This window comes from Bradyrhizobium sp. F1.13.3 (assembly GCF_040548265.1).
GTDB lineage: Bacteria > Pseudomonadota > Alphaproteobacteria > Rhizobiales > Xanthobacteraceae > Bradyrhizobium.
Window position 1 is genome coordinate 653,869 of record NZ_JBEPRI010000001.1, and the last position, 12,452, is coordinate 666,320.

12 protein-coding genes are annotated in these 12,452 nt (G+C 65.2%); all 12 read left to right on the forward strand.

Going from position 1 to position 12,452, the window contains the following annotated elements:
• Positions 1-13 precede the first annotated feature (13 nt).
• The 12 genes from ABIB66_RS03000 (at position 14) to chvE (ending at position 12,298) form a co-directional block, all read left to right on the forward strand.
• Positions 14-247 (forward strand): 4Fe-4S dicluster domain-containing protein, encoded by a 234-nt coding sequence (locus ABIB66_RS03000; RefSeq protein WP_007593252.1) that lies wholly within the window; start codon positions 14-16, stop codon positions 245-247.
• Positions 248-249: 2 nt separating this feature from the next.
• Positions 250-1,227, forward strand: coding sequence for a HEAT repeat domain-containing protein (locus ABIB66_RS03005; RefSeq protein ID WP_354206658.1), 978 nt, complete (start codon positions 250-252; stop codon positions 1,225-1,227).
• A 110-nt stretch (positions 1,228-1,337) separates the two neighbouring features.
• The gene (locus tag ABIB66_RS03010; RefSeq protein WP_354206656.1) at positions 1,338-2,510 is read left to right on the forward strand and encodes a fumarylacetoacetate hydrolase family protein; all 1,173 of its coding nucleotides are present in this window, start codon (positions 1,338-1,340) and stop codon (positions 2,508-2,510) included.
• A gap of 389 nt (positions 2,511-2,899) precedes the next feature.
• Positions 2,900-3,865 (forward strand): galactofuranose ABC transporter, galactofuranose-binding protein YtfQ, encoded by a 966-nt coding sequence (gene ytfQ / locus ABIB66_RS03015; RefSeq protein ID WP_354206654.1) that lies wholly within the window; start codon positions 2,900-2,902, stop codon positions 3,863-3,865.
• A gap of 119 nt (positions 3,866-3,984) precedes the next feature.
• The gene (locus tag ABIB66_RS03020) at positions 3,985-5,529 is read left to right on the forward strand and encodes a sugar ABC transporter ATP-binding protein (RefSeq protein WP_354206652.1); all 1,545 of its coding nucleotides are present in this window, start codon (positions 3,985-3,987) and stop codon (positions 5,527-5,529) included.
• Complete coding sequence (locus ABIB66_RS03025) at positions 5,526-6,518, forward strand: ABC transporter permease (RefSeq protein ID WP_354206650.1); 993 nt, start codon at positions 5,526-5,528, stop codon at positions 6,516-6,518. The genes ABIB66_RS03020 and ABIB66_RS03025 overlap by 4 nt, the downstream gene beginning before the upstream one ends.
• Positions 6,515-7,495, forward strand: a complete 981-nt coding sequence (yjfF, locus tag ABIB66_RS03030; protein ID WP_354206648.1) for a galactofuranose ABC transporter, permease protein YjfF — start codon at positions 6,515-6,517, stop codon at positions 7,493-7,495. The genes ABIB66_RS03025 and yjfF overlap by 4 nt, the downstream gene beginning before the upstream one ends.
• Positions 7,492-8,271 (forward strand): FadR/GntR family transcriptional regulator, encoded by a 780-nt coding sequence (locus tag ABIB66_RS03035; protein ID WP_354206646.1) that lies wholly within the window; start codon positions 7,492-7,494, stop codon positions 8,269-8,271. Before yjfF ends, ABIB66_RS03035 begins: the two co-directional genes overlap by 4 nt.
• Positions 8,268-9,194: a Gfo/Idh/MocA family protein gene (locus tag ABIB66_RS03040; protein WP_354206644.1), complete on the forward strand. Its 927-nt coding sequence runs from the start codon at positions 8,268-8,270 to the stop codon at positions 9,192-9,194. The genes ABIB66_RS03035 and ABIB66_RS03040 overlap by 4 nt, the downstream gene beginning before the upstream one ends.
• A 2-nt stretch (positions 9,195-9,196) precedes the next feature.
• Complete coding sequence (locus ABIB66_RS03045) at positions 9,197-10,270, forward strand: aldose epimerase family protein (protein WP_354206642.1); 1,074 nt, start codon at positions 9,197-9,199, stop codon at positions 10,268-10,270.
• 2 nt (positions 10,271-10,272) lie between these two features.
• The gene (locus ABIB66_RS03050) at positions 10,273-11,151 is read left to right on the forward strand and encodes an SMP-30/gluconolactonase/LRE family protein (RefSeq protein WP_354206640.1); all 879 of its coding nucleotides are present in this window, start codon (positions 10,273-10,275) and stop codon (positions 11,149-11,151) included.
• 73 nt (positions 11,152-11,224) lie between these two features.
• Complete coding sequence (chvE, locus tag ABIB66_RS03055; RefSeq protein WP_275167653.1) at positions 11,225-12,298, forward strand: multiple monosaccharide ABC transporter substrate-binding protein; 1,074 nt, start codon at positions 11,225-11,227, stop codon at positions 12,296-12,298.
• Positions 12,299-12,452 lie beyond the last annotated feature (154 nt).

Below are 12,452 nucleotides of genomic sequence, written 5' to 3' on the forward strand. Positions count from 1 at the left end.
CAGGAGACATACGATGCCTCTCGCTTCCTATCAGACATCGGTTCCGGTGGTCGTCGACGACGCCAAATGCATCGCGGACAAGGGCTGCACCGTATGCGTCGACGTCTGCCCGCTCGACGTACTGCGTATCAGCGATATGACCAACAAGGCCTACATGGCCTATGACGAATGCTGGTACTGCATGCCCTGCGAGGCGGATTGCCCGACCGGCGCCGTCACCGTCAACATTCCCTATCTGCTGAGGTAGCCATGTCGAGCCCGTTCGAATCCTACGACGATCTCGAAGATGCCGACGAGCGGCTCCAGGCCGCCGATCCAGGGGAGCGCCGCGTCGCGATCATCGCGCTCGGCCATTCCGGCGATCCCGCAGCGGTCGGCCATCTCGCCAAAATGGTCGCCGATCCCGATGCCGGCGTGCGCCAGCAGGTCGCGATGGCGCTCGGCGAGTTTGACGGGCCGGACGCCGCCAGCGCGCTGGTGAAGCTGCTCGTCGATCCCGAGAGAATCGTTGCGTCCGCCGCGGCCGACAGCATGGCGGAGTTCAAGGATCCGGCTTGCGCCGAAATCATCCTGCCGCTGGTCAAGCATGCCCACGCCTTCGTCCGCATGGGCGCGTTGCGTGCGCTTAAGGAACTGCGTTGCAAGGACACCTTGAAACCCGCACTGGAAGCGCTCCAGGATTCCGATGCCGCCGTGCGGGTGCAGGCGATCGGCGTGATCGGGTTCCTCAAGCTGGAGGAATCAATTCCGGCGCTGACCGCGCTGATCAACGATCCGGACGCGCATGTGCGCCGTGCCGCCGTCAGCGCGCTCGCCTTCTCGCAGATGAAGCCCGCGGCCGAGATGATCACGCGCGCGTTGAAGGATTCGGACTGGATGGTGCGGGAGATGGCCGCGGAAACGCTGGGCCTCAACGTCAACGGCTCGATCGCCGCCGACCAGCTCATCGCTTCGCTCAGTGACGAGTTCTGGCAGGTGCGGCTGAAGGCAATCCGCAGCCTTGGCCGGATGAAGATCGAGCGCGCGGTGCGCCCGATCGGCAATTGCGTCAACCATGAGCAGGCGAATTTGCGGAAGGAAGCCGCTGCTGCGCTCGGCGAGATCGCCCACCATGACGGCGAAGCGTTCCTTGCCGTCATCGCCGACGATCCCGATCCCGAGGTGCGCAAGAACGCGCGCTGGGCGCTTCAGCAGATCGCAGCCCGAAAAGCGCGGGCGGGGGCATAGAAGCGCAGCCGCCTGCCGCGCTGGACTTCCCGTCCCAGACGTTTATTGGTCTTCGCCAATGTGATAGGCCTGGCGAGCGAGGTCGATCCGAAAAGAGCGAGGATGCGCCCATGACGACATTGACGGTTAAGGACCTTCTCCCCGAGGACGGCACGCGCGGAACGCTCGTTGGCCGCGTCTGGCTGCCGCAGGCGAATGGCCCGGCCGTGGTCGCCGTGCGCGGCGATGGTGTGTTCGACGTCACCGCAAAATTCCCGACCGTCAGCACGCTCTGCGAGGAAGACAATCCGGCGAAGGCGCTTGCCGCGACCGAGGGCGAGCGCATCGGCGATCTCGAAGCCATCGTCGCCAACACGCCGCCCGATCAGCGCGATGCGAAAAAGCCGTGGCTGCTCGCGCCGGTCGATCTCCAGACGCTGAAGGCCGCCGGGGTGACCTTCGCCATCTCGATGCTGGAGCGCGTGATCGAGGAGCGGGCGAAAGGCAATCCGGCCTCGGCCGAAGCGATCCGGAAAGAGGTGACGCGGCTGATCGGCGACGATCTGTCGAAGCTCAAGCCCGGTTCGGACCAGGCGATGCACCTGAAGCAGGTGCTGATCGACCAGAACGCCTGGAGCCAGTATCTGGAGGTCGGCATTGGCCCCGATGCCGAGGTCTTCACCAAGGCGCCGACCTTGTCGTCGGTCGGCACCGGCATGGATGCGGGGCTGCATCCGAAGTCGACCTGGAACAACCCCGAGCCGGAGCTGGTGCTGTTCGTCTCGAGCCGCGGCAAGATCGTCGGCGGCGCGCTCGGCAACGACGTCAATCTGCGCGACTTCGAGGGCCGTTCGGCACTGCTGTTGTCGAAGGCCAAGGACAACAACGCCTCGTGCTCGATCGGTCCGCTGCTGCGTTTGTTCGACGACAGCTTTACCCTCGACGACGCCCGCAAGCTCGACATCAGCCTGAACGTGAGGGGGCAGGACGGTTTCGTCCTCGACGGCCATTCCTCGATCAGCATGATCAGCCGCGATCCGACCGATCTGGTCGAGCAGACCATCGGCAAGGTGCATCAATATCCCGACGGCTTCGTGCTGTTCCTTGGCACGATGTTCGCGCCGGTCAAGGATCGCGACGCGCCGGGGCAGGGGTTCACCCACAAGCGCGACGACATCGTCACCATTGCGGCGCCCCAGCTCGGTAAACTCGTCAACCGCATGCGGACCAGCGACGAGTGCGAGCCCTGGACGTTCGGCATCGGTGCGCTGATGAAGAATCTGGCGCAGCGGAAGCTGATCTAGCGGCCAGCATGTTGCCCCGCCGACAGCGGGCGATTGCACATCGAAATCAGGAGAAGGTCGTCATGCCCGGGCTTGTCCCGGGCATCGACGTTCTTGGTCCTGCATGGCAAAGCCGTGGATGGCCGGGACAAGCCCGGCCATGACGATGTGGCGCTGGCGAAGCCACATCATTTCGTTCATCTTCCCGTTGCATCTGCGGAACAAAATCGCGCTTGGCGTGTCATACGATTACCGCCCTGCCAACTGCGATGTCCCAAGCGAATAGTCAGATAATATGACTAGTCGGAACCAAACTTCCGTGAAATAGTCCCTCCCGCCGCTCAAAGGTCGGCCTGCGGGTGCGATGCTACCAACTGGCGCCCCGGATAACATTTTGGGAGATACGCCTGATGATCCTCAAAGCCCTCTTTGCGGCCAGCGCCACGGCCGCGTTGCTGCTCGCGCTGCCGGCGAACGCCGCCGAGCTCACCATCGGCTTCTCGCAGATCGGATCGGAATCCGGCTGGCGCGCGGCCGAGACCTCGGTCTCCAAGCAGGAGGCCACCAAGCGCAAGGTCAATCTCAAGATCGCCGACGCGCAGCAGAAGCAGGAGAACCAGATCAAGGCGATCCGCTCCTTCATTGCGCAGAATGTCGATGCGATCTTCCTCGCGCCCGTCGTCTCGACCGGCTGGGACTCGGTGCTGAAGGAAGCCAAGGAGGCCAAGATCCCGGTCGTGCTGCTCGACCGCGACATCGATCCCTCCGGCAAGGAGCTCTATCTCACCGCCGTGACCTCCGACAGCGTCCACGAAGGCGAGGTCGCCGGCGACTGGCTGGCGAAGACCGTCGGAGCCAAGGCCTGCAACATCGTCGAATTGCAGGGCACGGTCGGCGCGAGCGTCGCCGCCAACCGCAAGAAGGGTTTTGACACTGCCATCGCCAAGCATGCGAACCTGAAGGTGGTGCGCAGCCAGACCGGCGACTTCACCCGCGCCAAGGGCAAGGAAGTGATGGAAAGCTTCATCAAGGCCGAAGGCGGCGGCAAGTCGATCTGCGCGGTCTATGCGCACAATGACGACATGATGGTCGGCGCGATCCAGGCGATGAAGGAAGCCGGCCTTAAGCCCGGCAAGGAGATCCTCACCGTCTCGATCGATGCGGTCCCCGACATCTTCAAGGCGATGGTGGCCGGCGAAGCCAATGCCACCGTCGAGCTGACGCCGAACATGGCGGGTCCCGCGCTCGATGCCATCGCGGCCTTCAAGGACAAGGGCACCGTTCCGCCGAAATGGATCCAGACGGAATCCAAGCTCTACACCGCCACCGATGATCCGCAGACGATCTACGACAGCAAGAAGGGCCTCGGTTACTGAGGCGAGGACGTCGCCGGGCGGCCGGGTTTCGGCAGTCCGGCGATCCCCTTCGAAACCGCTACAAACGAACAGGCTCCGTGTCCGCATCGTCAGCGGGCGCCGCTGGGAGTGAATTTGTCATGGAGAACAGCCCGGATTCCGCTGCTTCCCTGCTGGAGGTGCGCGGGATCAGCAAGAGCTTTGGTGCTGTGCGTGCGTTGCAGGAGGTCGACTTCACGCTTCGCGCCGGCGAGATCCATGCGCTGCTCGGTGAGAACGGCGCCGGCAAGTCCACGCTGATCAAGGTGATCACCGGCGTGTTCCAGCGCGATGCCGGCATCGTCAGGATCGGCGGCGAAGAGGTCGCGCCGCGCTCGGCCAAGGCGGCGCTTCAGGCCGGCATCGCCACGGTCTACCAGGAGGTCAATCTGCTGCCGAATCTCTCGGTGGCCCAGAACCTGTTCCTTGACCGGCAACCGATGCGCCTCGGCGTCGTGCGGGAGGGCGAGATGCGCCGCCGCGCCAAAGCGCTGCTCGCGGATTTCGGCCTCGACATCGACGTATCAGCGCCGCTTGGCAATTATTCGGTGGCGATCCAGCACGTCACCGCCATTGCGCGCGCCGTCGATCTCTCGGCGCGCGTGCTGATCCTGGACGAGCCGACCGCGAGCCTCGATCGCCATGAGGTCGAGATCCTCTTCGGTATCATGCGCCAGCTCGCCAAGCGCGGCATTGGCATCGTCTTCGTCAGCCATTTCCTCGACCAGGTCTACGAGATATCCGATCGCATCACCGTTTTGCGAAATGGTCGCCTGGTCGGCGAGCGCGAGACCGCGTCGCTGTCGCGGCTCGAGCTGATCCGGATGATGCTCGGCCGCGAGTTGGCCGAGACCACCAGCGCGCGGGCATCGGCAGGTGCACAGATGGCGCGTGAAGTCTGTGCGAGCTTCGAGGGTTACGGCAAGGCCGGCTATGTCGCGCCGTTCAATCTCGAGCTGCGCCATGGCGAGGTCGTCGGTCTCGCCGGCTTGCTCGGCTCGGGCCGGACCGAGACGGCGCGGCTGGTGTTCGGCGCCCAGCGCGCCGATCGCGGACAGGCGAGGGTGGAAGGCGCGCCTGTCCGGCTTCAGTCGCCGCGCGACGGCGTGCGCCACGGCTTTGGCTATTGCCCGGAGGAGCGCAAGACCGACGGCATCGTCGCCGAGCTCACCGTGCGCGAAAACATCGTGCTGGCGCTCCAGGCCAAGCGCGGTCTGCATCGGCCGCTGTCGCGACGCGAGCAGGACGAGATCGCAAGCCGTTACGTCAAGATGCTCGACATTCGCCCGCCCGATCCGGAGCGTCCTGTCGGCCTGCTGTCCGGCGGCAATCAGCAGAAGGTGCTGCTGGCACGGTGGCTTGCGACCTCGCCGCGGCTCCTCGTGCTGGACGAGCCGACCCGTGGCATCGACGTCGGCGCGCACGCCGAGATCATCCGCCTGATACGCGAGCTCTGCGACGACGGACTTGCGCTGCTCGTGATCTCCTCCGAACTCGACGAGATCGTGACGTATTCCGATCGTGTGGTGGTGCTGCGTGATCGCGCTCATGTCGAGGAGCTCGCCGGCGAGGCCATCGACGTCGGCAGCATTCTCGCCGCCATCGCCGCCGATAGCGCCAGTGTCGCGCATGAGGGCCGTGCATGACCGCGCTGTTGCCGCGCCGCGGCCTTGCCCAGATCCTCGCGTTGATCGTCATCCTGGCGGTCGATCGCGTGGTGTCGCCGCAATTCTTCGATCTGCGCCTCCAGGACGGCCGGCTGTTCGGCAGCCTGATCGACGTGCTCAACCGCGGCACGCCGGTGGCGCTGCTCTCGCTCGGCATGGTGCTGGTGATCGCGACGCGTGGCATCGATCTGTCGGTCGGTGCGGTCATGGCGATCTCAGGCGCGATCGCGGCGAGCCTCGCCGACAGCCACAGTCTGGCCGTGGTGCTGGCGGCTGCGCTCGGCGCGGGCCTGATCTGCGGATTATGGAATGGATTTCTGGTCGCGGTGCTCGGCATGCAGCCGATCGTGGCGACCCTGATCCTGATGGTGGCGGGGCGCGGCATCGCCCAGCTCATTACCGAAGGCCGCATCGTGACCTTCTCCTCGCCCGATCTGGTCTGGTTCGGCAATGGCTCTATTCTCGGCCTGCCGGTGCCGGTCGCGATTGCGCTGGGCATGTTGATCCTCACCGGCGCGGTGGTGCGCGGCTCGGCACTCGGATTGCTGATCGAGGCAACCGGCGGCAATGCGCGGGCGAGCGAACTTGCCGGCGTCGGTACGCGCGCGATGATCTTGGCGGTCTATGTCTGGTGCGGCGTTTGCGCTGCGCTCGCCGGCGTGATCGCGGCGGCCGACATCATGGGCGCGGATGCCAACAATGCCGGCCTCTGGCTCGAGCTCGACGCCATCCTCGCGGTGGTGATCGGCGGCACCTCGCTGTTCGGCGGCCGCTTCAGCCTCGTGCTGGCCGTACTCGGCGCGCTGATTATCCAGACCATGAACACCGGCATTCTGCTGTCGGGCTATCCGCCGGAGTTCAATTTGCTGGTCAAGGCGGTGGTGGTGCTCGCCGTGCTGCTGCTGCAATCGCCGAAGCTGTCCGGCTTTGCCAACGTGGTGACGCGGCTGCGGAGGACCAAGGCATGAAAGGTCTGCCGCCCGTCCTCATCACGGCGATCGTGCTCGTCGCGGGGTTCGCGCTCTGCGCGATGCAGTTTCCCAACATCGCGTCCACCCGCGTGGTCGGCAATCTCCTCACCGACAACGCCTTCCTCGGCATCGTCGCGACCGGCATGACCTTCGTCATCATTTCCGGCGGCATCGATCTCTCGGTCGGCTCGGTGATCGGCTTCACCACGGTGTTCGTCGCGCTGGCGATCGAGCGCTGGGGAATGCCGCCCCCGGTCGCCTTCGTCGCCATTCTCGCGCTCTCGGCAGCCTTCGGCACGGCGATGGGCGCGGTGATCCATGTCTTCGATCTGCCGCCTTTCATCGTGACGCTCGCCGGCATGTTCCTGGCCCGGGGTGCAAGCTTCCTGCTCTCGACGGAATCGGTGCCGATCACGGCACCGGTCTATTCCACCGTATCGGACTTCGCACTGCGATTGCCCGGCGGTGGACGGCTGACGGCGGTCGCGATCATCATGCTTGCGATCGTGATCGGCGGTGCATTGCTGCTGCAGCTCACCCGGTTCGGCGCCAATGTCTATGCGCTCGGCGGCAGCCGGGCGACCGCGAGCCTGATGGGCGTAGCCGTCGGCAGGATGACGGTGAAAATCTACATGCTGTCGAGCCTGCTCGCTGGCATCGCCGGCATCGTCTTCTCCTTCTACACCAGCGCCGGCTACTCGCTCTCCGCCGTCGGCGTCGAGCTCGACACCATCGCGGCCGTCGTGATCGGCGGCACGCTGCTCACGGGCGGGCAGGGCTCGGTGATCGGCACCTTCCTCGGCGTGCTGATCCAGGGCATGATTCAGACCTACATCAATTTCGACGGGACGCTGTCGAGCTGGTGGACCAAGATCGCGACCGGCGTGCTGCTGTTCGCCTTCATCGCCTTGCAACAGGGGTTGGTCGCGCTCGCGCGCCGGCCCGTGGCAAAGCGCGCGGGAGCAGTCTCATGACCACCTCGCGCATCCTCGTCATCCCGACGCGCCGGGCGCACTCCAATCACGCGGAGGTGGCCCGATCGATCGGCGTCGACATCATCGCCGGCCGTTACGCGGAGGGGACGCGGCTGCCCGGCGATGCCGAGATGATCGCGATGTTCGGCGTGTCGCGGCCGGTGCTGCGCGAGAGCGTGAAGACACTGGTGGCCAAGGGCTTGCTCACCACCAAGGCGCGGGTCGGCACCGTGGTGCGCGAGCGCGCTGCCTGGAACATGTTCGACGCCGACGTGCTGGCCTGGCACCTGGACGCCGGTATCGACAAGCGCTTCCTCAACGACCTCGCCGAGATCCGCCTTGCGGTCGAACCGCGCGCGGCGATGCTGGCGGCCGCGCAGCGGTCGGAGCAGGACGTCGCCGAGTTGCACCGCTGCATGGAGCGGATGCGACTTGAAGCTTCCGACTCCGTCGGCTTTGCCGATGCCGACCTAGCGCTTCATGTCGGTGTAGCGCGGGCGTCCGGCAATCTGTTCATGCGCTCGATCGGCCACGTCATCGAGGCTGCGTTGCGTGCCTCATTCCTGCTCAGCGCACCGGTCGAACCGGAGGACCGCGATACCGTGCTGCTCTGGCATCAGAAGATCGTCGATGCCATCGCGGCCGGCGATGCCGCGACCGCGTCGGAGGCAATGGTCTACGTCATTCACAACGGCATGCGCCGCCACGAGGGGACAGTGATCGAGACTGTACCGGCCGAAGCGCTACCGTCCGCGGAAGCTGGAGAAAGATCGTGACTGAACTTCGCATCGCCATCGTCGGCTTCGGCAAGATCGCACGGGACCAGCATGTGGGCGCCATCGCAGCGGTTCCCGGCGCGACGCTGGCGGCCGTCGCCAGCCGCAATGCCTCGCTGCCGGATCCGCCGCATTTCGCGACCATCGAAGAGCTGCTGGAAAAAGGTCCGCCGATCGACGCGGTGTCGCTCTGCACGCCGCCTCAAGTGCGCCGCGCCCAGGCCGTCGCAGCGCTTAGGGCCGGCAAGCATGTGATGCTGGAGAAGCCGCCCGGCGCCGGCGTTGCCGAGCTCGATCCGTTGATCGCGATGGCGGGTGAGGCCAAGCGAACGTTGTTCGCGACCTGGCATTCGCGCCATGCGCCGGCAGTCGAGCCGGCGCGCGAGTGGCTTGCGGCGCGGCGGATCACCTCCGTCCACATCAATTGGAAAGAGGACGTGCGCGTCTGGCATCCCGGGCAGGCGTGGATCTGGGAGCCCGGCGGGCTCGGGGTGTTCGATCCCGGTATCAATGCGCTGTCGATTTTGACCAGGATCCTGCCGAAGCCCGTGTTCGTCACCGCGGCCGAGCTCGCCTTCCCCGCCAATTGCCAGGCGCCGATCGCCGCGAAGCTGACGCTGACCGACCTTGGCGGCCTGCCTGTGACCGCCGAGTTCGATTTCCGCCAGACCGGGCCGCAGAGCTGGGATATCCTCGTCGAAACCGACCAGGGCCGGATGACGCTATCCCGCGGCGGCCGGATCATGGCGATCGACGGCAAGACCGTTGCCGAGGCGCCCGATGAGGAATATCGGGAGCTCTACCGGCGCTTCGTCACGCTCGCCGCGACAGGCGCGAGCGACGTCGATCTGGCGCCGCTTCGTCTCGTTGCGGACGCCTTCCTGCTCGGCAGGCGCACGATCGTCGAACCGTTTGTGGATTGATCATGGCTGGAACGAAAACAGAAAAAGACATCTTCGGAACGCTGCCGGACGGCCGCAAGGTGGAGCGCATAGTGCTGCGCGGAGAGGGCGGGTTCGAGGCGCGCATCATCACCCATGGCGCGGTGATCCAGGCGCTGATCGCGCCGGATGCCAAGGGGAGCTACGACGACATCGTGCTCGGCCATGACACATTCGCCGGCTATCTCGCCGAGCGAAAGTTCTTCGGTGCCACCGTCGGCCGCTACGCCAATCGCATCGCCAACGGACAATTTTCGCTCGATGGCGAGACAGTGCAGCTTCCCGTCAACAACGGTCCGAATGCGCTGCATGGCGGCCTCGACGGATTCGACCGCAAGCTCTGGGACATTGCGGAGATCGACGATGGCGCCGAGCCCGCGGTTACGCTGACCTACACGAGCCCGCATGGCGAGGAGAACTATCCCGGCCGGCTCGATGTGCGCCTGACTTATCGCGTTACCGGCCCGGCCGAGCTATCCCTGACCATGGAGGCACGGACCGACCGGCCGACCATCGTCAACCTGACCAACCACAGCTTCTTCAATCTGGAAGGCGCGACATCAGGGACCCCCATTCTCGATCACAAGCTGACGGTCGCCGCCGGACATTTCCTCGCGATCGATCCCACGGCCATTCCGTTGCCCGAGCCGCCGCGCAGCGTTGCCGGCACGCCGTTCGACTTCCGCGAGCCGCGGGCGATCGGCGAGCGCATCCGAGAGAGCGACCGGCAATTGCGCAACGGCAGGGGCTACGATCACACCTATTGTCTCGCGCGTGACGGCAAGCTTGCGCTCGCGGCGCGGCTGGAGGCGCCGCGCTCGGGGCGCATCATGGAGCTGTTCACCGATCAGCCCGGTCTGCAGGTCTATTCGGGTAATTATCTCGACGGCACGATTTCGGGCAAGGGCGGCAAGCTCTACCGGCAGTCGGACGCCATGTGCCTGGAGCCGCATATCTGGCCGGATGCACCGAACCGGCCGGATTTCCCGAGCCCGCGCCTAGCGCCCGGCGAGGTCTACCGCCATCACACGGTCTATCGCTTTGCGGTGAGGAGGTGATGATGGAACAGGTGCCGACCTCGGTTCTTTCGGACGATTCTTGCCATCTCGGCGAGGGGCCGACTTATGACGTGAGCACGGATACCGCCTGGTGGTTCGATATCCGCGAGGGGCGACTGTTCGAGGCGCAGCTCGGCAGCGGCAGCATCCGCGTTCATGCGCTCGGCCGGATGGCGAGCGCACTTGGGCGGATCGACGCCGAGCGGCAGTTGATCGTCGCGGAAGACGGCCTCTATATCCGCAAAATCGCCGACGGCGCGATGACGCTGTTCTGTCCGCTCGAAGCCGACAATTACGCGACCCGCTCCAACGATGCCCGCGTGCATCCCTCCGGCACGTTCTGGATCGGCACCATGGGCCGGAAGGCCGAAGCAGGGGCAGGCGCGATCTACGCGTTCCATCGCGGCGAGATATCGATGCTGTTTCCGCGCATCAGCATTCCCAATTCGATCTGTTTCTCGCCCGATGGCGGCACCGGCTACTTCGCCGACACCGCGCGCGCGGTGCTCTACGCGGTGCCGCTCAATCCCACGACCGGCCTGCCGCGCGGCGAGCCGGAAGTGCTGCTGCGCCACACCGGTAGCGGCGGCCTCGATGGTTCGGTGTGCGACGCCGACGGAAACATCTGGAACGCCTGCTGGGGCGCGAGCCGTATCGACGTCTACTCTCCGCAAGGCGAGCGCCTGCGCTCGATGAGCGTGCCGGCAAAGCAGGCGAGCTGCCCCGCTTTTGTCGGCCCCGATCTGTCGCGTCTTCTCGTCACCTCGGCCTGGCAGGACATGGATGCGGCGGCACGTGCCGCCGATCCGCAAGCAGGCCACACCTTCCTGTTGGAGGCCTCCGCGCGCGGTCGCGCGGAGCCTGACGTCAAGCTCGCATAGGAGGCTCGAAGCCACACACCCCCAAATTTCTCGACGACACGAAAAAACAGTCTGACATCCAAGGGAGCGAAACATGTTGAAACTGAAGACGACATTCCTCGCGCTGGCGCTGGCCGGCGCTGCGACGATGGCCGCGGGCGTCACCGCCTCAGCCCAGGATAAAGCAACAGTCGGCATCGCCATGCCGACCAAATCGTCGGCGCGCTGGATCGACGACGGCAACAACATGGTTAAGGTGCTGAAGGAGCGCGGCTACAATACCGACCTGCAATATGCCGAGGACGACATTCCGAACCAGCTCTCGCAGGTCGAGAACATGGTGACCAAGGGCGCGAAAGCGCTGGTGATCGCCGCGATCGACGGCACCACGCTCTCCGACGTGCTCAAGCAGGCGAAAGCAAAGGGCATCACCGTGATCGCCTATGACCGCCTGATCCGCGGCACGCCCAACGTGGACTATTACGCGACCTTCGACAATTTCCAGGTCGGCGTGCTCCAGGCCGAGTCGATCGTGCAGGGCCTCGGCCTCAAGGATGGCAAGGGTCCGTTCAACATCGAGCTGTTCGGCGGCTCGCCCGACGACAACAATGCCTACTTCTTCTACAACGGCGCGATGAGCGTGCTGAAGCCGTACATCGACAGCGGCAAGCTCGTCGTCGTCTCCGGCCAGATGGGCATGGACAAGGTCGCGACCTTGCGCTGGGACGGCGCCACCGCGCAGGCCCGCATGGACAATCTGCTCAGCGCCTACTACGGCAACAAGAAGGTCAACGCAGTGCTGTCGCCCTATGACGGCCTGTCGATCGGCATCATCTCCTCGCTGAAAGGCGTCGGTTATGGCAGCGCCGGCCAGCCGATGCCTGTCATCTCGGGCCAGGATGCCGAGGTGCCCTCGATCAAGGCGATGCTGCGCGGCGATCAGTATTCGACCATCTTCAAGGACACCCGCGATCTCGCCAAGGTGACCGCCGACATGGTCGACGCTGCGCTTGCCGGCAAGCAGGTCACCGTCAACGACACCAAGACCTACGAGAACGGCGCCAAGACCGTGCCGTCCTATCTGCTCAAGCCGGTCGTGGTCTACAAGGACAATTGGGAGAAGGTCCTGGTCGAGAGCGGCTACTACAAGAAGTCGCAGTTCCAGTAAGAGGTCTACTCCCTCTCCCAACCTGCGGAGAGGGAGTTCTTTAGGGTTAGGGCGAAGCGCATGTTTATGAACTCGTCATGCCCGGGCTTGTCCCGGGCATCCACGTCCCTCTTCGCAAGCGGCTGCACGTGGATGGCCGGGACAAGCCCGGCCA

Excerpts from the sequence above, each read along its gene's own strand:
- ABIB66_RS03025 (WP_354206650.1), top strand. The coding sequence starts at position 5,526 with ATGACCGCGCTGTTGCCGCGCCGCGGCCTTGCCCAGATCCTCGCGTTG.
- ABIB66_RS03035 (WP_354206646.1), top strand. The coding sequence starts at position 7,492 with ATGACCACCTCGCGCATCCTCGTCATCCCGACGCGCCGGGCGCACTCC.
- ABIB66_RS03010 (WP_354206656.1), top strand. The coding sequence starts at position 1,338 with ATGACGACATTGACGGTTAAGGACCTTCTCCCCGAGGACGGCACGCGC.
- ABIB66_RS03005 (WP_354206658.1), top strand. The coding sequence starts at position 250 with ATGTCGAGCCCGTTCGAATCCTACGACGATCTCGAAGATGCCGACGAG.
- ABIB66_RS03000 (WP_007593252.1), top strand. The coding sequence starts at position 14 with ATGCCTCTCGCTTCCTATCAGACATCGGTTCCGGTGGTCGTCGACGAC.
- ABIB66_RS03045 (WP_354206642.1), top strand. The coding sequence starts at position 9,197 with ATGGCTGGAACGAAAACAGAAAAAGACATCTTCGGAACGCTGCCGGAC.
- ABIB66_RS03050 (WP_354206640.1), top strand. The coding sequence starts at position 10,273 with ATGGAACAGGTGCCGACCTCGGTTCTTTCGGACGATTCTTGCCATCTC.
- yjfF (WP_354206648.1), top strand. The coding sequence starts at position 6,515 with ATGAAAGGTCTGCCGCCCGTCCTCATCACGGCGATCGTGCTCGTCGCG.
- ytfQ (WP_354206654.1), top strand. The coding sequence starts at position 2,900 with ATGATCCTCAAAGCCCTCTTTGCGGCCAGCGCCACGGCCGCGTTGCTG.
- chvE (WP_275167653.1), top strand. The coding sequence starts at position 11,225 with ATGTTGAAACTGAAGACGACATTCCTCGCGCTGGCGCTGGCCGGCGCT.
- ABIB66_RS03020 (WP_354206652.1), top strand. The coding sequence starts at position 3,985 with ATGGAGAACAGCCCGGATTCCGCTGCTTCCCTGCTGGAGGTGCGCGGG.